Raw genomic sequence first — 21,264 nt, 5'->3', positions numbered from 1 at the left:
AAAAATGTGCATTTCATCTACACTCTCTCTTGGAAATGATATATTAGCCCCTGTATTAAAACCCCTATATCATGAAAACGATCTTACTTGCATTGAAACGGCTCGAAGAAGAAAGACAACTGTTCTTAAGGATCATGAAAGACATAGAGCGTTAATGCGAAAATCTTGTAAAGGAACAAAAAACCCGATTAAGTTATTAGTCGGGTTTTTTGTTGCCGGTATGCCGAAGGGTCGGACATCCACCTACTACCCTAGCCACCCTTCCCTATCCAAACTCCTGTACTGAATGGCCTCGGCAATATGGTTGCCACTAATGTCGGCGGCCTTGTCCAGATCGGCAATGGTTCGCGCCACCTTTAAGATGCGGTCGTACGCCCTCGCCGAAAGGTTCAACCTTTCCATGGCGTTCTTCAATAATTCCTTCGAGGCCCCGTCCAATTTGCAAAACTCCCTGATCTGCTTGGTATTCATCTGGGCATTGTAGTGCACGTTGTCCAGCCCGTTAAACCGCTTTGTCTGTACCTCCCGGGCCGCGGTTACCCGTTTGCGGATTTCCACACTGCTTTCTCCCTTGCGGTCTTCGGACAGTTTTTCAAAGGGTACCGGGGTAACCTCGATATGGAGATCGATACGATCCAACAGCGGACCCGAAATTTTGCTTAAATAGCGCTGCATTTCGGCCGGGGACGAGGTAACCGGGGCATCGGGATCGTTAAAATAGCCTCCCGGACTCGGGTTCATGCTTGCCACCAACATAAAGCTGCTCGGATAGGTGACCGTAAAACGCGCCCGTGAAATGGTCACCTCGCGGTCTTCGAGGGGTTGGCGCATAACCTCGAGTACGCTCCTTTTAAATTCGGGCAATTCGTCAAGAAACAATACGCCGTTGTGGGAAAGCGATATTTCTCCGGGTTGCGGGTAGGCGCCACCACCGACCAGGGCGACATCCGAAATGGTATGGTGGGGTGCCCGAAACGGGCGCTGGCTCATCAGCCCCATGTTCTTGATCTTTCCGACAACACTGTGTATCTTGGTCGTCTCCAAGGCCTCGTGCATCGTCATAGGCGGCAGGATGGAGGGCAAACGCTTCGCCAGCATGGTCTTGCCCGCGCCGGGCGGACCTATGAGAATGATATTGTGCCCCCCAGCCGCGGCTATTTCCATACAGCGCTTGATGCTTTCCTGCCCCTTGACATCGGAAAAATCGAACTCGGGAAAATCCAAACTTCTATAAAATTCCTCCCGTGTGTCTATTATCGTCTGTTCCAAGGCCTGGCCCTTGTCGAAAAAGGCGATGACCTCGCTAATATTTTCGACACCATAGACTTTTAGGTCGGAAACAATGGCCGCCTCCTTGGCATTCACCTTTGGAAGGATAAAGCCTTCAAACCCTTCTTCCTGGGCCTTTATGGCAATGGGCAGGGCCCCTTTGATGGGCTGAAGGCTACCGTCAAGGGAAAGCTCGCCCATAATAATGTACTTCTCGATATTTTCGGACTTAATCTGTCCGGAGGCCGACAAAATGCCCAAGGCCAGTGTCAGGTCATAGGCCGAACCTTCCTTTCTCAGGTCGGCCGGTGCCAAATTCAAGGTTATTTTCTTGCCGGGAATGCGATACCCATTGTTCAGCAAGGCCGCGGCTATGCGATAGTTGCTTTCCTTGATCGCATTGTCGGGCAGCCCTACCAAATGGTAGCCCACCCCGGTATCGACGTTCACTTCACAGGTAATGGTCGTAGCCTCGACCCCGAAAACGGCACTTCCGTAAACTTTTTTAAGCATGCTACTATAAACTTGGTATTACAATTTATCATAAGGGGGATCATGTTACTCATGGTTCTTAAAGATCAATTGCGATTTTGAGCTGGCTTCGATTTCAGGCCTGTCGATCATCATTTTTCTGAACCTGCCCTCTATATACATTTGGGCCTGGTCGTCGTAGTGCTCGCTAAAGGGGTTGCCCGATTGCCCCGTTGGCAAGATGCTCCAACTGTCCCCTACGTCCGAAAAATCGATGATACGCCTGGTAGACGGACCGGAGCTCACCTTGTACCGTCCGTCGTCGGAGTAGGGAAAGAACATATTGTTGATCACCTCACGCGAGCCCACGACCGGAAAGGGGCCCACGTTGAAAAAAGGGCGCAAGGCCGCTACCTGCCCTATCGGATGGCCATGCTCCAAGGTGTGCACCCGGTCCCAGGTCCATTTTAAGGGGTCGGGGCCCAAAGATTCCCTTAGGCTCCCAAAGGCCTTGACAAAAGCGGTATTGACGATTTCCCTGGAGGTTTCGCGATGGCCCTGGGTACGCACGTCGTCCCACCAAATGGATTCCGGATCGGCTATCAGGGGCGCTATGGTCCGTTTGATCAAGTGGGTCTCCTGCAGTTCCTCGAACATCGCATCCCCGAGCTCATCCTCAAAAACATCCTTCAACAAGACGTAGACCCATTTGTGGAAGAACGTCGCCTCTTCCGAATCGAGTTCGTATTCGCCCTTCCATACCTTGAGCCGGGCAAGCAACCCCAACTGATCCTCGTCAAGTCCCTCGTGATCTACCCGACCTAGAAGATCGGCCAGCACCTCGGTGTCTACCGGGGAGGCCACATCGTTCAGCATCCGGCCGACGGCTTCCTTGTCCCAGTCGTTTTTGGCCTCGAGCAGTTGCACTATGCGTCTGGCCCTGTTTTCGGGGAGGTAGTAGCCCGGGTATAGCATCCCGGCGATGGAATCGGGTTGATTGTTCGCGCTGTACACGTAGTTCGATGGCGGATTGACCGCATGTGGGTTTTGGGAAAAGTTCAAATACCGCTTCCCGGCCGGAAGCACATTGGCCCCTTCGTAGACCAACTTGGTATTTACACTATCGGGAATGTGGTACAGTTTGGCCGTTGCCCACCAGGCCACATTTCCCTCGGCGTCGCCGTACATAATGTTCAGTCCCGGAGCGTGGATATCCACCAAGGCGGAACGAAAACCATCAATATCTTGGGCATGGCCCATGCCATATAGGGCGTCCATTACCTTGTTTTCTTCCTGCGTGTAGACCCACCACATCGAAATAGGCCTTTCCCCCTCTATTTGATCCGCGATCCCGTTTAGGACAGGTCCGCGTTCGGTACGTTTGAAGGAAAAATCGACCCTACCCGAATCCTTCACCTTTATGGTCCGTGAGACCCATTCATAAGGCTTCCACCCTTGCCCGCTACGGTATTGGGCAGTATCGGTCGGATGCGTCTCCTCGTAATAAAAATCGACATCGTCGTTCTCGAACATGGTCATACCGTAGGCCATCCTTCGGTCATGCCCCAAAATGGGAAAGGGCACTCCGGCCAGATGAAATCCGTATTTTTCATAGGTAGGCGTGCTTACATGTGCCTCGTACCATACCGATGGTTGTGAAAACCCTATATGGGGGTCGTTGGCGAAGATAACCTGGCCCGTTTGGGTCTTTTCAGGCCCCAGAACCCAACTGTTGCTACCTTCAAATTGGGGAATGTGGTACTTCTGGAGTGTTTCAAAAATTCCGGCGACCATGTCGTTTTCACCTGTGTTTCCGACCGGTTTCCCACGATGGTTTTTTAACCAGACCGTACCGGTATCGCTGTGTATAGGCAAATCTTGAAGGTACCTCGGCCCTAGTTTTTCCCGTATCCTCGTCAGCAAGGGGTCCGTTTTATGGGCCATGGCAAAACTAAAGGCCATATAGCCTATGACGTTGTACACATCCTTTAGCACAAAAGGCTCCTTATCGATACCGGTCAGGTAGAATTCGACCGGGGTAGGCCCTTCTTCGATGAACCGATTGATGCCGTCTAGATAGGCCTGGGTCAGCTGTACACTGGGGTTGTCGGCGTCCGAGGCCCCTACGGCCCGCTCCGAAGCCTCATCGATGCCCAGGGCCATAAAAAATTGGTCGGTCCGGATCAAATCCTTCCCGAAAAGTTCCGACAATCCGCCTTTTCCTATCCGCCGCAAAAGCTCCATTTGCCATAGCCTATCCTGGGCGTGCACATAGCCCAATGCCCTAAAGGCATCCTTTTCGTTTTCGGCATAAATATGCGGTATGCCATAGGAATCGTAATACACCTGTACTTCGCCCATAAGCTTGGGCAAGTATTTTTCGCCATCGTAACATGGTTTATGTGTATAAGCAAAGGTGCCTGCCAAAGCGGCCAATAAAACCAGCAGCATAAGAACCGCCACAATAAACCTTTTTACCAATCGCATGGGGTGAACTTTGAGTAGAAAGATAAGAATTATTTACACGATTCATAAAGTCATTTAGTCTTTAAATGCTACAAAACAATCCTACGCTTTGTAAGAAAAAACTATGTCTTTTATACGATATAAATTGTAAAAATATTATTTTTAGTTAAAATAATCTTAAAAACACTAGTATGAAAACCCTGTATCCTAAAATTGCAGCAATCGTTTTTGGTTCGGCCCTTTGTACCCTATCGTGCACCAAAGACGAATTTCAACTGAGTTCCGAACAAGAATTGAACGCCGTTTCGGCCAAGGCCAGCTTTCCCACTACCCAGGTACAGTTCGAAGCGCCAACCCTGGCCAAGCCACTACCGGATAATTCGATGTTCAACGACATTCCCTTTGACCTCTCGACCGTTGTCGAGCCCAGCAAATGTACGCTCACCCCCCTTGACGATGTAATTGCGGCCTCGGTGGCCAGCAATCTCGATTCCATCGGACTGGATTGGTACGACCTTTATGCCGAGATGAACTTTCTTTCGACCATCACCGATGAGGACCCCCAATATTTTGGGGCGAACGGTGAAGACACCCAAAGGGTCAATAGAATCACCAGAAATTTGGAGCGGTTCTGGTTTATGCCGCACGAAGTGACCGTACGTGGCCAGCACAACAGCACCTTGGAAGACTACGACAAGATCGTTGATATTTTAATGTTCTGGTACGAACTGCCCGCCTCCGACGCCAATGCCTTTGCCTACTATTTCACCAATTTTGTCAATGTCGAAAGCACCTTTTTGACCGAGACCCCCTTGTTATCGGCGGACGGCTTTGCCATTGCCCTCGACGGCCTTTTTGGCCAAAACGACCTGATTGTCGTCGGTGACGGAATCGTCGACCTTCTGGAACAAACAGGCATACGCAGGGGCGTGATCTGGAACGGCATCTTGGCCCATGAATGGGCCCACCACATCCAGTTCAACAACGAGGACTGGTATCCGGACGGAGCGGCCGACAATGCCCCCGAAGCCACAAGGACCACCGAACTGGAGGCCGATTTTTTTACGGGTTACTACGTAACCCACAAAAAAGGGGCCACGCAAAACTGGAAGCGGACCCAACAGTTTCTAGAACTCTTTTTCAACATTGGGGACTGCAGTTTTACAAGCGATGGCCACCACGGCACCCCCTTGCAGCGTATGGAGGCAGCAAGAAGGGGCTACCTTTTGGCCCGAAGGATCCAAGACAAGGGCAAGGTACTGACCGCCGACCAAGTACATAAACGATTTTTAAACCAATTGGATAAGATTGTCGGCACATCGTCTTCAACGGCCATGGAGGAAATCGAAGACGAATACCAGCTTGATGTCGCGCCGGACGCCTTGCAATAAGCACAAACGTAAATTTTCGGGCCCTAAGGGGGCTGCCATCCTGCAGCTCCCTTTTTATTTGGCGGTGAGGGCCTTCGTAGCCTCAAACCGTTCGAGCCCCTGCTCCAACCATAGGCGGTACGTATCGCTATCGGTATACTGGACGGCGGTGTTCAGGATTTCAAGGTCGGGCGACAACAGTACATAGTACGGCTGTGAGGCCGCATTGAAGTTGACGGTTTGAAAGGTACCCCATTTCTCCCCCACGGTCTCAATGCGCTTTACCCTTCCCGATTCGAACTTAAAATCGAACTGTTCGGCCTCGGGCAGCTCTTTTCTGTCGTCGATATACAGGGAAATCAATACATAATCATCCTTTAAGATCGAATAGATATCGGCTTCGCTCCATACATTTTCCTCCATCTTACGACAATTGACACAGGCCCAACCCGTAAAATCGAGTAAAATAGGCTTGTTCACCTCCTTGGCATGGGCAACTCCCTCATCAAAATCCTTATAACAATCGAGCCCCAAAGGGCAATCGCTTTCTGTCTCGAACAGGCTATAAAAGGCCGGCGGGGGAAAACCGCTCAGTAATTTTAGGTTGGATATGTTGGCCAAGCCCAGGATCAAGTAAACCGAAAAAGCCGCGCTTAGAACACCGGTCAGCCTTCTTGGCAGCGCTATTTTTTCTTTGGGCCCCTCGTGCGGAAACCGAAAGATACCGAAGAGGTACAACGTGAGCAGGACGAAGAGAACAATCCAAACGCCCAGAAAAACCTCCCGCTTCAAGATACCCCAGTTACCGACCATATCGGCATTCGACAGAAATTTAAGGGCAAGGGCAAGCTCCAAAAAGCCCAAGACCACCTTTACGGTGTTCATCCAGCCGCCCGATTTGGGAAGGGAATTGAGCCAGGCCGGAAACAAGGCGAAGAGGGCAAAGGGCAAGGCCAAGGCCAATCCGAAACCGGTCATTCCGACACTGAGCTTCGTGGCCACATCGCCCTCTTCGAGTACAGTGCTGCCCAAAAGCCCCCCTAAAATGGGACCGGTACACGAAAACGAAACAATGGCCAAGGTAACGGCCATAAAAAAGATGCCGATACCCCCTCCTATTTTGGCCGAGGCCGCATCCATCCTGTTGGCCCATGAACTGGGCAAGGTCAGTTCGTAATAGCCAAAGAAGGAAAAGGCGAAAAACACAAAAACAACAAAGAAAACAACATTCAACCAAACGTTCGTTGAAATCGTGTTAAGTATTTGTGAATCAACCGAATCGAACAAATGAAAAGGCAGACTGAGCAAGAAATAGATCAACACGATAAAAAAACCATAAAGAAGGGCATTGGCTATGCCCTTGGCCTTGTGTTGCGAGTGCTTGGTAAAAAACGATACGGTCAAGGGAATCATGGGAAACACACAGGGCGTAAGCAAGGCAATAAGCCCCCCGAGAAAACCGAGGGCGAAAACCATCCACAAGCCCGAGGCTTCCGCACTCGTTTCCCCATCACCCTGCAACAAATGTTTGTTTTTTAAACCGAGTTGTAAGGATGCCGCCATGGCCGCACTGCGCTCATCGACCTGCTGATCGGCCTTAACAGCGCTTCCGCCATCCAAAACAAATGAAAAATCGACCTCGACCGGTATACAGACTTCCTTACAGACCTGATAAAACAGGTTGACATCGATTTGCCGAACATTGGGATCGAGCAATTTTATGCGCTGGGTAAAGACGGCCCTATCTTTAAAGAAGGTTTCGTCTACCTCAAAGATATCGCTGTATTCGACAATGGTTTCACTTTCGGTGGTCTTTCCCAAAAGCTCATAGTCCTCACCCGCCCTTTTATACGTAAACTCGCTGGGCAAGGAACCTCCTTCGGCCGTGTATTGGGAGTAAACATGCCAGCCTTCATGGATGTCGGCCTTAAGTATGAGATTGTATTCCGAATCCGATAATTTTTCGACTTCCGTGGTAAAGACCACGGGTTCGTCATCACTTTGCGAACTAACACAAAAAACACTGATAAACAATGCTATAAAAACCAGTATTTGCTTCATTTGTTTAATGTAATTTTCACTATTCCCCTTGTTTTTTCACCTACCTTGAACCGATCGTCGGGCCGCCTTCCGATCACCCATACCAGCTGCTCCGCCGAACAGAGCAACCACTGTTTTTCCTTGGTCAAGATATCGATCTTTTCGTCTTTAAAATACTTCGACAGCTTTTTCCTTCCCTGCATCCCGAAGGGATAAAAATAGTCGCCCTTCCTCCATTTTCTTACCGTCAACGGATACTTTAACGTTTCTTTGTCCACATAGAGTATGTGAGGTCCGGTTTCCCCGATTTTTTCGACCTCTTCTATGGTCATCGATACGGGTTGCGACACTTTCGACTGGTTTTCATCAATCCGGTACTCGCCTGGGTCGACCGGATCGATCGGAGCCAAAAGCAAATGCCCCCTATCCCTTACAAGGCGATGGGTATTTGAACAAAGCTCCTTGCCGCTTGTCGAATGGAGCAATTGGAGCAGATCTTTCGTTTCGTTAAACCCATAGGCCTTGAACATGGCGTGCAAGTAGCCCTCCAAGGGATCAAGAGCCAATAGTTCGGGTACCGATATACGGGTAACCCCCTCTTTCAAAATAAATAACCTACGCTTTAAATAAATAACTCTTTTATTAACAATATCAGCTGTTTGCGACAAATATTTTTGAGTCGATTTAAAATTTTCAAGAAAGGCGGGGTTCAGCTCTTTCAACAAGGGTACGATCTCGTGCCTGATCTTATTCCTTAAATACTTGGTGTCGGCATTACTGGCGTCTTCCCTCCATTGGAGTCCCGTTTCGGTGGCGTATTTCAATATATCCTGTCTTGAAAACCGGAGCAAGGGCCTTGAGACCTTTTCCGTTTTTTCAGGGATTCCGGTCAATCCGTCAATGCCGGTGCCCCTCGACAGGTTGATCAGAAAGGTCTCCAAACTATCGTCGGCATGATGGGCGGTCACCAAGGTACTTATCCCCTTTTCTTCCATTAGGGCATCGAACCACCCATAGCGCAAACGCCGGGCACCTACTTGAAGTGAAAGTTTATTTTTTGATACATATTCCTTTGTATCAAAGTGGGTTACAAGAAACAATCTACCCTGTTTACTTACCACGTCCGCCACTAATTTTTCATCGGCGTTGCTCTCTTCCCCCCTCAGTTGAAAATTGCAGTGGGCCACGGCAAAGTCCAAGTCCAATCTGGCACAGAGATCCAACAACACCATACTATCAACCCCTCCGCTACAGGCCAACAAAAAGGGCTCTTGCAAGAGATGGGGGAAGTTGGCTTCCATATGTTCCCTGAACTTTTCAAGCATGGTGCAAAGGTAAGGAAGAAGCTCGAGGTAGAAGTGTCTTAGACCTCAACTCAATTCGTTTTTTCGAGTACCTCGCGCATGGCCTTGGCCTTTAACAGGCACTCTTCGTACTCCTTCTCGGGGCTCGCCTTGGCCGTTAGGGCACTGCCCACGGAAAAGGATACGTATTTTTCGGAAGCGTTGTATAGAATACTGCGGATGACCACGTTAAAATCAAAATCGCCCCTGGGATCAAAGTACCCCACTGCCCCGCTATAAAGGCCCCGTTTAAAGTTTTCGTGGTTTTCGATGATTTCCATGGCCGAAATTTTAGGCGCCCCCGTCATACTCCCCATAGGAAAGGTCTCCTTAACAATATCGACGGGATTTTTATCGGCGGCCACTTTTGCCGTGACCGTAGAGACCATTTGATGCACCTGTTCGTACGAGTACACCTTACAGAGTTCCTCGACCCTAACCTCTCCCTTAAGGGCACTTTTGGAAAGGTCGTTTCTCACCAGGTCGACGATCATTATATTCTCGGCCCGCTCCTTCACGTCCTGTGCAAGCCGGGCCTTAAGGGCTGCATCCTTAACTTGGTCGACGGCCCTTTTTGCCGTTCCCTTGATCGGTTGCGAGACCACCTTGCCCCCCACTTTTTTCAGGTAGCGCTCGGGGGAGGCGCACAAAAGGAACTTGTCCCAAATCTTAAAATAGCAGGCAAAGGGAGGTCTGGAAATGGCGTTCAGGCGCCGGTACGTTGCCCAAGGGTCGATTTCGGTGTTCTCTGCGAAAAATTCCTGGCAAAAATTAGCCTCGTAGATATCGCCCCGGTGAATATGGCTTAGCACGGCCTTCGCCCGACGAAAATATTCATCCTTGAACATGCGCAGCTTGATCCGAAGGTCATTGTTGGGCCGAGACGTCCCGACCGGGGGAAAATCGGCGTTACAGATCGATCGGTAATCCGCATCGAGTTCGTCGCCTACCATCTTGAGGTAACTAAACTCGACCGAAGAGCCCTTGATCGTAATTATTTTCTTGGGTTGAAAAAAATAGAGTTCCGGGAATTTCAGTCCGTCGGGATTGTCGGAAGAAAGTTTCTCCACATCGTTTTTAAGGTCGTAGGCCAGATATCCGAAAATCCAATCCTCGGTTTGTCCTTGGTATTCCCTTAGGTCTTCAAAGGCATTTTTCCCATCGGTTTGGAGAACGGTAAGTCCATCGACCGCCAACAAGGCCTCAAATGAGCTATAGGTATCGTTATGGCCATTGCTATCCAACCAAACCGCCTCGTCGAACTGTTGGCCCCAAGCCAATAAATTCGCCTTAAGGGCCGCTACATCCGAAACGGGAAACGATCGTGTTATACGCAAACGGAGCAAGTTTAAATTTTTCGCAGGAAATTTTGGACCGCCGCTTTATGGGCTTCCGCCAAGTCGGCATCCACAATGGCATCGCCATCGCCCAGGTTGACGGAAAAAGAAGGCAGGGAAAAGGTTTCGACCACCTCGCCACCAAACCGCGGCAGCATGTTCCTTACCACTTCCAAAGACCCGATAGCCCCTCTCTTGCCGTTTGAGGTAGCCATTAGCAATATAGGCTTGCCCTCAAGAAAGTTACGATCAAGCCGCGACAACCAATCCAAAAGATTCTTAAAATAAGCGGACGGATTGCCGTTGTGCTCATTGACCGAAATGACGATACCATCGGCCCCGGCCATGTCGTTCTTCAGTTCCACCAATGAATTCGAATACCCGTTTTCGCGTTCGTAATCCTCACTGTACATAGGAAACGGAAAATTGGCCATGTTCAACAAACGCACCTCATGATCCGCCATGGCGGAAACCGTGTGCTTGACTAATTTGTAATTGATGGATCGGGAAGAATTGCTTCCGGCAAATGCCAATATCTTAGCCATAGCTGATATGTTTGTGTGTTTTGGCGAAAATATAGCAAATACAATTGATTTGCGAGTAATTTATATAATTTTGGACCGTTAAACATCCAAAACCCTTGTTTTACAAGTATATAGGGCAGAAGCATAAAATCAATATCAAGCCGTGAGCAAGCCGACTACCAGACTGTATTTTATCGATGCCATCAGGGCCTGGGCCATTCTTATGATGCTTCAAGGCCACTTTATAGATGGTCTTTTGGACAACGCATTTAGGGACGGAACGAATACGGCCTATGGTATATGGAAGTATTTCAGGGGCATTACCGCCCCCGTATTCTTTACCGTTTCCGGATTTATTTTTACCTATCTCTTGGTTCGTGACAAGAAAACGGGCTTTAAAAACCCCAGGGTCAAAAAGGGGATCAGACGTGGCCTGGAACTGCTCTTTATCGGCTATCTGCTGCGCACCAACCTTTGGGGCCTGCTCAGCGGGCAGATTTACGACTCCTTTTACCTTGTGGATGTACTGCATTGTATCGGGCTCTCCTTATTGGGGATCATCGGCATCTACCTCATCACCTACAAGAGGAAGAAACAGGTCTTTGCCTTGGTCTTGACAGGTATCGCCCTTCTTCTTTTTCTATTTGAACCGGTATACAAGCAATGGGGCTTTACGTTTCTGCCCCAGGCCCTGGCCAATTACCTGACCAAGGCCAATGGTTCGGTATTTACCCTTATCCCTTGGTTCGGATATGCGGCCATAGGGGCTTCGCTCTCCCTATTGTTCACCAAGTACAGGGACCTCCGGTATTTTTATCCCCTTGCAATCACCTTGTTCTCCTTGGCGGGATATGTACTCATTTATTTTTCGAGCGATGCTTTTCTGGCCCTTTCGAGGTACACCGGCATCCAACTGTTCGCCGATATCTATTTTAACAACTACCTCTTTATTAGGTTGGGCAATGTATTGCTTGTGTTTGCCATTTTTATGCTGTTACGGGGCTTTATGAAGAATCGTACCCTATTGAGGATCGGGCAAAGCACCCTGTCGATCTATGTCGTACACTTTATAATTCTCTACGGAAGTTTCACGGGATTGGGCCTTTACCGTTACCTGCACCACTCCCTCACCCCCCATTTTGCCGTCCCGGGCGCCCTTCTTTTCATTATCGTCAGTACCTATACGGCACTTCGGTACGAAGACCACAAGGAAGCGATCAAACGGACCATCGCCATGGGCACAAAAGCGGCCCTTGCCTCTTTGGAAGCATTTGCCGTTAACACCTACCAGGTTTCAAAACCGCGCTTGATCCGCTTTCTACGCAGATTCAGGCCGGCCAAGAACTGATCCCTATTTTTTACGGGCTTCGCATCCATTGTGGGGCGTGCGGTTTTTGTGGACAGGATACGCGATGCCCAAACCGCCCTATCCGGGATCCCCTTATAAATGCAAAAAGACCCTGTAGTCGTTCCACAGGGTCTTTTTATATCTTGTTTACCGCTCCTTGACGCGATCACACATGCAAGGCCCGGTCGTCGGTAGCGGCCAGGGCCGCCTCCTTTACCGCTTCGGCAAAAGTGGGGTGGGCATGGCTCATACGCGAAATATCTTCGGCCGATGCCCTAAATTCCATGGCGGTAACGGCCTCGGCGATCAAATCGGCGCACCGGGCACCGATCATGTGTACCCCGAGCACTTCGTCCGTTTCCTTGTCGGCCAATATCTTTACAAAGCCATCAAGGTCCATACTCGCCCGCGAACGCCCTAGGGCCCTCATCGGAAACTGACCCGTCTTGTATGCTATACCGGCCTCTTTCAACTCTTCCTCGGTCTTGCCTACCGAGGCCACTTCGGGCCAGGTATACACCACTCCGGGAATCAGGTTGTAATCGATATGCGGTTGCTGTCCGGCCAACTGCTCGGCGACCAAAACCCCTTCTTCCTCGGCCTTATGCGCCAACATGGCACCTCGTATCACGTCGCCGATGGCGTAGATGTTCGCCGCAGAGGTGCGCAGATGCTCATCGACCTCTATTTTTCCGCGACCGTCAATTTTCACGCCGGCCGCCTCGGCGTTCAGTCCGTCGGTATAGGGGCGCCTTCCGACACTCACCAAGCAATAATCGCCCTTGATCTCGACCTCTTGGCCCTTTTTGTCATCGGCCTTGACGATTACCTCGTCGCCGACGCGCTCAACGGACTTCACCTTGTGCGAAAGGTTGAATTTCACTTTTTGCTTTTTCATCACTTTCGTCAATTCCTTGGAAAGTGAGGCGTCCATGGTAGGTATGATCCGATCCATGTATTCGACCACGGTTACCTCGGCACCAAGCCTTTTGTACACCTGGCCCAGCTCAAGGCCGATCACCCCACCGCCGATTACGACAAGGTGCTTGGGTACCTCTTTCAGCTTAAGGGCTTCCGTCGAGGTAATGATCCTTTCCTTGTCGATTTTGATAAAGGGAAGGGTCGAAGGCTTGCTCCCTGTAGCGATGATGCTGTTCTTGGCCTCAATGACTTCGGTGCTTCCGTCGTTTTTGCTTATTTTGACATGCGTTGCATCCTCAAAACTTCCGATGCCCTGAAAGACATCGATCTTGTTCTTGTCCATCAGAAACTCGATTCCCTTGGTCGTTTGATCGACGACGGCCTGCTTACGGGCGATCATCTTTTCAAGGTTCACTTTTACCTCGCCAGGAATTTCGATCCCGTGGGCATCAAAGTGCTTAATGGCATCCTCGTAGTGATGGGAAGAATCCAACAAGGCCTTTGACGGTATACAGCCTACGTTGAGACAGGTGCCCCCAAGGGTACTGTATTTTTCTATAATTGCCGTCTTCATACCCAATTGGGCACAACGAATAGCGGCTACATATCCTCCGGGACCAGAACCGATAACGGCCACATCATATTGACTCATAAATTATTCTTTGAATTGAATAACAAAATTAACACTAATTTCCGTTTTAACGAACCCTTGGCCTATTTATACGAAGTAGTTGCACAAAGCAGTCTAAAATTGTAATATTACGCGACAGCTAAACCCAATTTTATGCAAGGTTCACAGGACGGAGAGCACAGAGAAAACGAAAACATAGTCGAAAACAAGGAGCTAAGTATTTTTGAGGCCCTTTTGCCCGTTATTATCCTGATAGGCATGCTGGCCTATAACGTATATGTTTTCGGGGACGATGCGCTCAGCGGTTCGAACCAGTTTATCCTGCTCTTGGGCGGTGCCGTGGCGGCCATTGTGGGGTTTGCCAACAAGGTGTCATATAAGCAAATGATGGCCGAGGTTGCCGAGAACATACGCTCCACCGCCGGGGCCCTCTTGATATTACTGATGGTCGGGGCCCTCGCCGGTACCTGGTTGATCAGCGGCATCATCCCCGCCATGATCTATTACGGACTGCAAATATTGAACCCGACCATATTCTTGGCGGCCTGTGTGGTTATCTGCGCCATCATCTCGGTGGCCACGGGCAGTAGCTGGACCACCTCGGCCACCGTGGGCATCGCCCTTATCGGAATAGGTGAAGCCCTGGGCATCCCATTGGGAATGACGGCGGGCGCCATTCTTTCAGGGGCCTATTTCGGGGATAAGCTTTCCCCCCTCAGCGACACCACCAACCTGGCCCCTGCCATGGCGGGCGGCGAATTGTTCGACCATATCAAATACATGCTCTATACCACGGTGCCCACCATTACGCTGACCGTGATCGTCTTTATCGTCCTGGGCCTGAACATAGACGTCAGTGGTTCTGCCGAAATAGGGTCTCTTTTAGATTCGATAGACAGCACCTTTACGATCAATGGCTGGCTTTTTATTGTCCCGGCCATCGTTATATTCTTGATCGTAAAAAAGACACCGCCCCTGGGCGCCCTCTTGATCGGCACCTTGCTGGGCGCCTTGTTTGCCCTGATCTTTCAACCCGACCTGGTGGCCGGCATAACCGGGGCCAAATCCCTTTCGTTGGAATCGGGCTATAAGGGCATCTTAAAGGCCATTACCGTCGACACGGCGATACCGACCGACAACGAGGCCCTGAACGACCTGTTCTCGTCTAGTGGCATGAGCGGTATGCTGGGTACCATATGGCTCATTATCTGCGCCATGGTTTTCGGGGGCGTCATGGACGGCATCGGGGCTTTGGCCCGGATCACCAAATCGCTTTTGGCCATGGCCAAATCAATTTTCGGCCTGTTCGCCAGCACGGGCATAAGCTGTATCGTTTTGAACGCCACGGCCTCGGACCAATACCTCGCCATCGTCGTGCCCGGAAAAATGTTCGCAAAGGCTTACAAAGACCGCGGGTTGGCCCCGGAGAACCTTAGCCGGACCTTGGAGGACACCGGTACCGTAACCTCCGTACTCGTTCCTTGGAACACCTGCGGGGCCTACCATAGCAGCGTCTTGGGGGTAGGTACGGGCGAATATATCCTTTTCGCCATTTTCAATTGGCTCAGTCCTATCACCACACTTGTTTTTGCCGCACTCCAAATCAAAATCAAGCGTTTGGCCCCTACCAAGGCATAAACCGCACGGGGCCCAGAAAAAACACAAAAAACACACTTTGTCAATTTGTTAAATTGAGTAGCCCTTCCTTGTCAATATACCAAAATTGATAAGCCAAAATTGCCTTTATAGCACCCATTTGGCCTTAAGGACTTTAACATTCATAATAGTTATTGACCTATAGATTTTTTTAATCCATGGTCAGGCCCATCAAGCGGATATCGATGTAATTTTACATTCAAATAGAAATCACAAAATTCAATATCTTATGGCATTAGTAGGTAAAAAATTCCCAAACCTTAGCGTTAACGCAATGAACGATTTGGGCGACACTTTCAAAGTGAACGTGTTGGAAGAAGCTCAAAAAAACAACAAGAAGGTGGTGCTTTTTTGGTACCCCAAAGACTTTACCTTTGTGTGCCCTACCGAATTGCACGCTTTTCAGGCCGCCTTGGGCGAATTTGAGAAGAGAAACACCTTGGTCATAGGTGCTTCGTGCGACACGGCCGAAGTTCACTTCGCCTGGTTGAACACGTCGAAGGACAACGGTGGCATAGAAGGCGTAACCTACCCGCTTTTGGCCGATAGCAACAGAAATTTGGCCTCTACCTTGGGTATACTCGACATCACCAACGAGCAGTACGATGAGGAAACAGGGGTAGTTACCGTAGAGGGCGACAACGTAACGTACCGCGCCACCTACTTGATCGATGAGGAAGGTACCGTTTTCCACGAGAGCATCAACCACATGCCCCTTGGCAGAAACGTAAACGAATACCTTCGTTTGATCGATGCCTACACCCACGTACAGGAAAAAGGCGAAGTATGCCCTGCCAACTGGGAAGAAGGCAAAGAGGCCATGAAAGCCGATAGAAAAGGGGTTGCCGAATACCTTTCGGCACACGCCAACTAAGTTTAACCTTAACAACACGTTGCACTTGGTCTTTATGGACGGAATGCAGCGTGTTACCTAAAACCGTATCACAATGGTATTAGAATTAGAAAAAGACAATTTACAGGAGATCATTGCCGAAAAGAAAAACGTCGTCGTACAATATTCCGCCGGTTGGTGTGGCAATTGCCGCATCATGAAGCCCAAGTTCAAGAAAGAGGCCAGTGCCCACGAAGACATTACCTTTGTGATCGCAGACGCCGAAAAATTTCCGGAAAGCAGAAAATTGGCCACTGTTGACAACCTGCCGACCTTTGCGGCCTTTTCCAACGGGGCATTCAAAAACCAGGTACAGACCAACAAGTACGATGTTCTAAAAGAATTGATCAATGAAGTTGCCAGTAATTAAGCACCTCACGAATTTTATCCAGGAAAACGACGAGGACTATGTTATCGAGACCATAGAAACGTTGGAGTCCCTCACCGAGGTCCCTTCCCTAAAGGACGAAGAGCTCGATACGATAGGGGAACTGATCTCGAACATGTACGGGGCCATCGAGGTGAACAAGGCAATCAAGGAAGGCAAACCCCAAAAGGAGGCCCTCAACGAATTTATGCAACGGGTCATGGGAGCCATAGACAAGTAAATCAGCCGGCTACGGCATTAGGGTGATACTTTTTTATCATCACCAATTGGAGGGGGCCGGTCTTTTGTGGCAGAAAGACCGGCCCCCACTATTTTATAGCCTTCAAATACTGTATTTCACTTTTTATTTTTTTAATTTCACCGTTCATCTAAATTTATAACAAAATGGCAACAGTTACCTTAAAAGGAAATGAAATACATACCATAGGAAGCCTTCCCGCCAAGGGAAGCCCGGCTCCCGATTTTACCTTGACCAAAAGCGACCTTTCAAGTGCTTCGCTGGGCGATTATGCCGGAAAGAAAGTGGTCTTGAACATTTTCCCCAGTGTAGATACCGGTACGTGCGCCCAATCGGTAAGGCAATTCAACCAAGAGGCCGCCGAACTCGAAAACACGGCCGTACTCTGCATCTCGAAAGACCTGCCCTTTGCACAGGCCCGTTTCTGCGGGGCCGAAGGTATCGACAAGGTTGAAATGCTCTCCGATTTCAGGGACGGAAGCTTCGGTGAAGCCTACGGTTTGACCTTTGCGGACGGACCCTTACAGCCCCTGCACTCGAGGTGCGTGGTGGTCATCGACGAATCGGGCCGTGTGGTCTACTCCGAACAAGTGGCCGAAACCGTAGAGGAACCCAATTATAAGGCCGCTCTTGAAGCCTTGGTCGATGCGTAAGGAGTCTTTTCTTGTAAATAGGATCAAAAGTGTGGGCTTCGCGATCCGTGGGGCCCTTTTGCTGATCCGTACCGAGGCCAGTATCAAGATCCAAGTGGTCTTGGCCCTATTGGTCACTATCGCGGGCTTTTATTTCGAGATCTCGAGTACGGAATGGATACTACAGATCTTGGCCATTTCATTGGTAATGGGCATCGAGGGGGCCAACACGGCCATCGAAAAACTATGCGATTTCATACACCCCGATTTTGATAGGAAGATCGGCTTTATCAAGGACGTCAGCGCCGGGGCCGTCATGCTTGTTTCCATAGGGGCCGTCATCGTCGGTCTCATCATCTATCTCCCTAAAATATTTTAGCCCGAACATCCCCCTAGCATTATACCCTATGTCGAATACCGGTAAAAGCTTTTCCAAATTGGCACAATAATCGCTTCAATATCGTGTTGTAAAGGAAGAACACAGGAGTCACGCCCCACTATTAACAACAGACAATCAACAGGTTAAGGTTTTTTACCTTTCCCTAACGGTACAAATTGTCAACAAACCGCAAAGACTTTTCGTAATCGTCGTGCCGAAAAGTTCGTAATACGTATTTTTGCACACAGCTGAAAAAAGTAATGGCAAAAAAGAAAACAACCTCCAAAAAAAAGACCGCTTCCAAGAAGATGAGCCTAAAGCCATCCAAGCAGAACACGATTATATTCGGCAGCTTGCTGATACTGTTCAGCATAGCCCTGTTCTTTTCCTTTGTTTCCTTTTATTTTACTTGGCAAGACGACCAAAGTTTGCTCACCGAGTTCAGCGACCGCAACGCGGAGGCCAAAAACCTGTTGAACAAGTTCGGTGCGGCCGTCAGCCATTTCTTCGTATACAAAGGTTTTGGCGTGGCCTCCCTTATCCTTACCTTCTTACTTTGCATTACCGGACTCTACCTGTTTCTCAACCTGGAGAAGAAGGGCCTCTTAAAAAAGTGGATCTGGGGACTCACCTTTATGATATGGATATCCATTGCCCTGGGCTTTGTCGGTGAGGCCAAGCCTTTGCTGGGGGGAATGGTAGGATATGAGATGAACGACTTTTTAAAGGACTATACGGGCACCATAGGCGTCGTCCTTATCCTGCTTTTCGGACTCGTATTCATCCTGGTACGCTTCTTCAAGTTCTCGCCCGATAAAATAAGGAAACCCTCGTTTGGAGGAAGCCGTACAAAAACCGCGGAAACCGCACCCGGTGAAGACCACATCGACCTAGGCGAAGAACCCCTGATCGACGACGCCGAAGAGGCCCCCGTTGTGATCGACACCTATACCCACAAGAAGGACATCCCTTCGTTGAAGGAGGAAGAACCGGCGAAGAGCGACTTTGAGGTGAACGTTCCGGTGGAGGAGGAAGCCGAGGAACCGCTTTCGATGGAGGTGGAGAAAATTGTCGAGGAAAAAGAGGAAACGGACAACATTGCCGATAAGCTGGTCGAGGATTTCGGGGAGTTCGACCCCACCCTCGAACTGGGCAACTACAAGTTTCCCACCATCGACCTATTGGATCCGCACGGGGTCACGGGCGGTATAACAATTAACCAAGAAGAACTCGAAGAGAACAAGAACAAGATCGTCGAGACCCTAAAGAACTATAAAATAGGCATCTCGCAGATCAAGGCCACCATAGGCCCGACCGTAACCCTTTACGAAATTGTCCCGGAGGCGGGCATCCGCATTTCGAAGATCAAAAACCTCGAAGACGATATCGCCCTATCGCTGGCCGCCCTGGGCATCCGTATCATCGCCCCCATACCGGGCAAGGGGACCATCGGTATCGAAGTGCCCAACAAAAACGCCACCATCGTTTCGATGCGTTCGGTCATCGCCTCGAGCAAGTTCCAAAAGGCGGAGATGCAATTGCCCATTGCCTTTGGAAAAACGATCAGCAACGAAACCTTTGTGGTAGACCTCGCCAAGATGCCGCACTTGCTCATGGCCGGGGCAACGGGCCAAGGTAAGTCCGTCGGCCTGAACGCCGTACTCACCTCCCTGCTGTACAAAAAACATCCGGCCGAGGTCAAGTTTATCTTGGTAGACCCCAAAAAGGTGGAACTTTCCATCTACAACAAGATAGAACGCCACTTTTTGGCCAAGTTGCCCGATTCCGACGAGGCCATTATTACCGATAACGCCAAGGTGATCAATACGCTCAACTCGCTCTGTATCGAAATGGACAACCGTTACGAGCTGTTGAAAAAGGCCATGGTAAGAAACCTTAAGGAATACAACGCCAAGTTCAAGGCCCGTAAGCTGAATCCCAACGACGGACATAAGTATTTGCCCTATATCGTCTTGGTCATCGACGAGTTTGCCGATTTGATCATGACCGCCGGCAAGGAGGTAGAGACCCCGATCGCCCGCCTCGCCCAGTTGGCCAGGGCCATCGGCATCCACCTGATCATCGCCACCCAACGCCCATCGGTAAACGTAATTACGGGTATCATCAAGGCGAATTTCCCGGCCCGTATCGCCTTTAGGGTAACCTCTAAAATCGATTCGCGTACCATTTTGGATGCCCAGGGGGCCGACCAATTGATCGGCCGGGGCGATATGCTGTACACCCAGGGCAACGATGTAACGCGCATCCAGTGCGCCTTTGTCGACACCCCCGAAGTGGCCAAAATAACGGAGTACATCGGTTCGCAAAGGGCCTACCCGCATGCCCATGAACTTCCGGAGTATTCCGGAGACGAGTCTGGCACAAGTATTGATTATGAAATAGCGGATCGGGATGCCATGTTCCGCGAGGCGGCGGAAGTCATCGTTACGGCCCAGCAGGGCTCGGCCTCCCTCATCCAAAGAAAACTAAAACTCGGCTACAACAGGGCGGGCAGGATTATCGACCAACTCGAGGCGGCCGGTATCGTCGGTCCGTTCGAAGGCAGCAAGGCACGCCAAGTGCTCGTGCCCGACCTAGTGGCCCTGGATCAATTGTTAAACAACGAAGGTTCGTAAAAAACGATCATTAATTATATTTAAAAATGAAGAAGATTACTTTATTATTGACTCTTTTCCTAGGTTTCAACTCACTTACCGCCCAAAACTCCGAAAAGGCCAAGGCATTGTTGGACGACGTTTACAACAAGGTGAAGAGCTACGATAATATCCAGGTCGATTTCAAGTACGTACTCAACAATACCGAAGCCGGCATCAACCAAGAGACCCGGGGCGACGTTACCCTTCAGGGCGACAAGTATATCGGCAATTTCTTCGGGGCCACCCAGCTCTACGACGGCTCCAAGGTATATACCATCGTACCCGAAAACGAAGAGGTGACCATAGAGGACAAATCGGACGATACCGATGCCCTTACCCCTACCAAGATGCTTACCTTCTACAGGGAAGGGCATAACTACGAGATGGACATCCTTCAAAACGTGAACGGAAGAAAGATACAGTTCGTAAAGCTAACGCCCATCGACACCCATTCCGAAATCAAGAACATCCTGTTGGGCATAGATGCCGAAACCAAGCATATCTACAAAGTGATAGAGACCGGCAAGAACGGGACCATGACGACCATAACCGTTAATACTTTCAAAACAAATCAGCCATTGTCGAAAACCTTGTTTACTTTTGACGAGGCCAAGTACAAAAACGACGGGTACTACATTGTAAGAAACTAACGCTGCGACCTTGAGAATTCTAGACCGATACATTTTATCGCGATTTCTATAC

17 protein-coding genes are annotated in these 21,264 nt (G+C 49.7%); 10 read left to right on the top strand and 7 right to left on the bottom strand.

What is annotated here, in order from left to right:
• Window positions 1–246 precede the first annotated feature (246 nt).
• Window positions 247–1,782, bottom strand: a complete 1,536-nt coding sequence (locus BUB37_RS18965) for a YifB family Mg chelatase-like AAA ATPase (RefSeq protein ID WP_072995412.1) — start codon at window positions 1,780–1,782, stop codon at window positions 247–249.
• A 45-nt stretch (window positions 1,783–1,827) separates the two neighbouring features.
• Window positions 1,828–4,227 carry a penicillin acylase family protein gene (locus tag BUB37_RS18960; RefSeq protein WP_072995411.1) on the bottom strand — a complete coding sequence of 800 codons (2,400 nt, stop codon included), beginning with the start codon at window positions 4,225–4,227 and terminating at the stop codon, window positions 1,828–1,830.
• Window positions 4,228–4,397: 170 nt separating this feature from the next.
• Here BUB37_RS18960 and BUB37_RS18955 point away from each other — a divergent pair, with 170 nt between their 5' ends.
• A complete protein-coding gene (locus BUB37_RS18955) occupies window positions 4,398–5,597 on the top strand; it encodes a neutral zinc metallopeptidase (RefSeq protein WP_072995410.1) in 1,200 nt (399 codons plus the stop codon).
• Window positions 5,598–5,651: 54 nt separating this feature from the next.
• Here the strand turns inward: BUB37_RS18955 and BUB37_RS18950 are convergent, their stop codons facing one another.
• Genes BUB37_RS18950 through BUB37_RS18935 form a run of 4 tightly spaced genes read right to left on the bottom strand, consistent with a single transcriptional unit; the run spans window position 5,652 to window position 10,841 of the window.
• On the bottom strand, window positions 5,652–7,637 hold the full coding sequence (locus BUB37_RS18950; protein ID WP_072995409.1) for a protein-disulfide reductase DsbD family protein: 1,986 nt from the start codon (window positions 7,635–7,637) through the stop codon (window positions 5,652–5,654).
• Complete coding sequence (tilS, locus tag BUB37_RS18945; RefSeq protein ID WP_072995408.1) at window positions 7,634–8,941, bottom strand: tRNA lysidine(34) synthetase TilS; 1,308 nt, start codon at window positions 8,939–8,941, stop codon at window positions 7,634–7,636. The genes BUB37_RS18950 and tilS overlap by 4 nt, the downstream gene beginning before the upstream one ends.
• 50 nt (window positions 8,942–8,991) lie before the next feature.
• A complete protein-coding gene (locus tag BUB37_RS18940; RefSeq protein ID WP_072995468.1) occupies window positions 8,992–10,296 on the bottom strand; it encodes an anthranilate synthase component I family protein in 1,305 nt (434 codons plus the stop codon).
• Window positions 10,297–10,307: 11 nt separating this feature from the next.
• Window positions 10,308–10,841 (bottom strand): NADPH-dependent FMN reductase, encoded by a 534-nt coding sequence (locus BUB37_RS18935; RefSeq protein ID WP_072995407.1) that lies wholly within the window; start codon window positions 10,839–10,841, stop codon window positions 10,308–10,310.
• 142 nt (window positions 10,842–10,983) lie between these two features.
• Between BUB37_RS18935 and BUB37_RS18930 the strand changes: the two genes are divergently transcribed.
• Window positions 10,984–12,168 (top strand): heparan-alpha-glucosaminide N-acetyltransferase domain-containing protein, encoded by a 1,185-nt coding sequence (locus BUB37_RS18930; RefSeq protein WP_072995406.1) that lies wholly within the window; start codon window positions 10,984–10,986, stop codon window positions 12,166–12,168.
• A gap of 166 nt (window positions 12,169–12,334) precedes the next feature.
• Here BUB37_RS18930 and lpdA read toward each other — a convergent pair whose 3' ends face one another.
• Window positions 12,335–13,741, bottom strand: coding sequence for a dihydrolipoyl dehydrogenase (lpdA, locus tag BUB37_RS18925; RefSeq protein WP_072995405.1), 1,407 nt, complete (start codon window positions 13,739–13,741; stop codon window positions 12,335–12,337).
• Window positions 13,742–13,873: 132 nt separating this feature from the next.
• On the opposite strand from lpdA, the gene nhaC reads away from it, so the two are divergent.
• From nhaC to BUB37_RS18885, 8 genes are all read left to right on the top strand, one after another.
• Window positions 13,874–15,358 carry a Na+/H+ antiporter NhaC gene (gene nhaC, locus BUB37_RS18920; protein ID WP_072995404.1) on the top strand — a complete coding sequence of 495 codons (1,485 nt, stop codon included), beginning with the start codon at window positions 13,874–13,876 and terminating at the stop codon, window positions 15,356–15,358.
• 247 nt (window positions 15,359–15,605) lie between these two features.
• A complete protein-coding gene (locus tag BUB37_RS18915; RefSeq protein ID WP_072995403.1) occupies window positions 15,606–16,250 on the top strand; it encodes a peroxiredoxin in 645 nt (214 codons plus the stop codon).
• 73 nt (window positions 16,251–16,323) lie between these two features.
• Entirely contained in the window at window positions 16,324–16,638 is a 315-nt protein-coding gene (locus BUB37_RS18910) for a thioredoxin family protein (protein WP_072995402.1), read from the top strand.
• A complete protein-coding gene (locus BUB37_RS18905) occupies window positions 16,619–16,876 on the top strand; it encodes a DUF6952 family protein (protein ID WP_072995401.1) in 258 nt (85 codons plus the stop codon). Before BUB37_RS18910 ends, BUB37_RS18905 begins: the two co-directional genes overlap by 20 nt.
• Window positions 16,877–17,040: 164 nt before the next feature.
• Window positions 17,041–17,547 carry a thiol peroxidase gene (tpx, locus tag BUB37_RS18900; protein WP_072995400.1) on the top strand — a complete coding sequence of 169 codons (507 nt, stop codon included), beginning with the start codon at window positions 17,041–17,043 and terminating at the stop codon, window positions 17,545–17,547.
• A complete protein-coding gene (locus BUB37_RS18895; RefSeq protein WP_072995399.1) occupies window positions 17,540–17,905 on the top strand; it encodes a diacylglycerol kinase in 366 nt (121 codons plus the stop codon). The genes tpx and BUB37_RS18895 overlap by 8 nt, the downstream gene beginning before the upstream one ends.
• A 260-nt stretch (window positions 17,906–18,165) precedes the next feature.
• Window positions 18,166–20,541 (top strand): FtsK/SpoIIIE family DNA translocase, encoded by a 2,376-nt coding sequence (locus BUB37_RS18890; RefSeq protein WP_072995398.1) that lies wholly within the window; start codon window positions 18,166–18,168, stop codon window positions 20,539–20,541.
• A gap of 26 nt (window positions 20,542–20,567) precedes the next feature.
• The gene (locus tag BUB37_RS18885) at window positions 20,568–21,212 is read left to right on the top strand and encodes an outer membrane lipoprotein periplasmic chaperone LolA1 (protein ID WP_072995397.1); all 645 of its coding nucleotides are present in this window, start codon (window positions 20,568–20,570) and stop codon (window positions 21,210–21,212) included.
• Window positions 21,213–21,264: the final 52 nt, after the last annotated feature.

It is taken from the genome of Pseudozobellia thermophila (assembly GCF_900141855.1).
GTDB classification, from domain to species: Bacteria; Bacteroidota; Bacteroidia; order Flavobacteriales; family Flavobacteriaceae; genus Pseudozobellia; species Pseudozobellia thermophila.
This window is presented reverse-complemented; position numbering and strand designations above follow the sequence as displayed.

Bases quoted from the DNA above. Each gene is read 5' to 3' on its own strand.
- BUB37_RS18965 (WP_072995412.1), bottom strand. From the start codon at position 1,782: ATGCTTAAAAAAGTTTACGGAAGTGCCGTTTTCGGGGTCGAGGCTACG.
- BUB37_RS18960 (WP_072995411.1), bottom strand. From the start codon at position 4,227: ATGCGATTGGTAAAAAGGTTTATTGTGGCGGTTCTTATGCTGCTGGTT.
- BUB37_RS18955 (WP_072995410.1), top strand. From the start codon at position 4,398: ATGAAAACCCTGTATCCTAAAATTGCAGCAATCGTTTTTGGTTCGGCC.
- BUB37_RS18950 (WP_072995409.1), bottom strand. From the start codon at position 7,637: ATGAAGCAAATACTGGTTTTTATAGCATTGTTTATCAGTGTTTTTTGT.
- tilS (WP_072995408.1), bottom strand. From the start codon at position 8,941: ATGCTTGAAAAGTTCAGGGAACATATGGAAGCCAACTTCCCCCATCTC.
- BUB37_RS18935 (WP_072995407.1), bottom strand. From the start codon at position 10,841: ATGGCTAAGATATTGGCATTTGCCGGAAGCAATTCTTCCCGATCCATC.
- lpdA (WP_072995405.1), bottom strand. From the start codon at position 13,741: ATGAGTCAATATGATGTGGCCGTTATCGGTTCTGGTCCCGGAGGATAT.
- nhaC (WP_072995404.1), top strand. From the start codon at position 13,874: ATGCAAGGTTCACAGGACGGAGAGCACAGAGAAAACGAAAACATAGTC.
- BUB37_RS18915 (WP_072995403.1), top strand. From the start codon at position 15,606: ATGGCATTAGTAGGTAAAAAATTCCCAAACCTTAGCGTTAACGCAATG.
- BUB37_RS18910 (WP_072995402.1), top strand. From the start codon at position 16,324: ATGGTATTAGAATTAGAAAAAGACAATTTACAGGAGATCATTGCCGAA.
- BUB37_RS18905 (WP_072995401.1), top strand. From the start codon at position 16,619: ATGAAGTTGCCAGTAATTAAGCACCTCACGAATTTTATCCAGGAAAAC.
- tpx (WP_072995400.1), top strand. From the start codon at position 17,041: ATGGCAACAGTTACCTTAAAAGGAAATGAAATACATACCATAGGAAGC.
- BUB37_RS18895 (WP_072995399.1), top strand. From the start codon at position 17,540: ATGCGTAAGGAGTCTTTTCTTGTAAATAGGATCAAAAGTGTGGGCTTC.
- BUB37_RS18890 (WP_072995398.1), top strand. From the start codon at position 18,166: ATGGCAAAAAAGAAAACAACCTCCAAAAAAAAGACCGCTTCCAAGAAG.
- BUB37_RS18885 (WP_072995397.1), top strand. From the start codon at position 20,568: ATGAAGAAGATTACTTTATTATTGACTCTTTTCCTAGGTTTCAACTCA.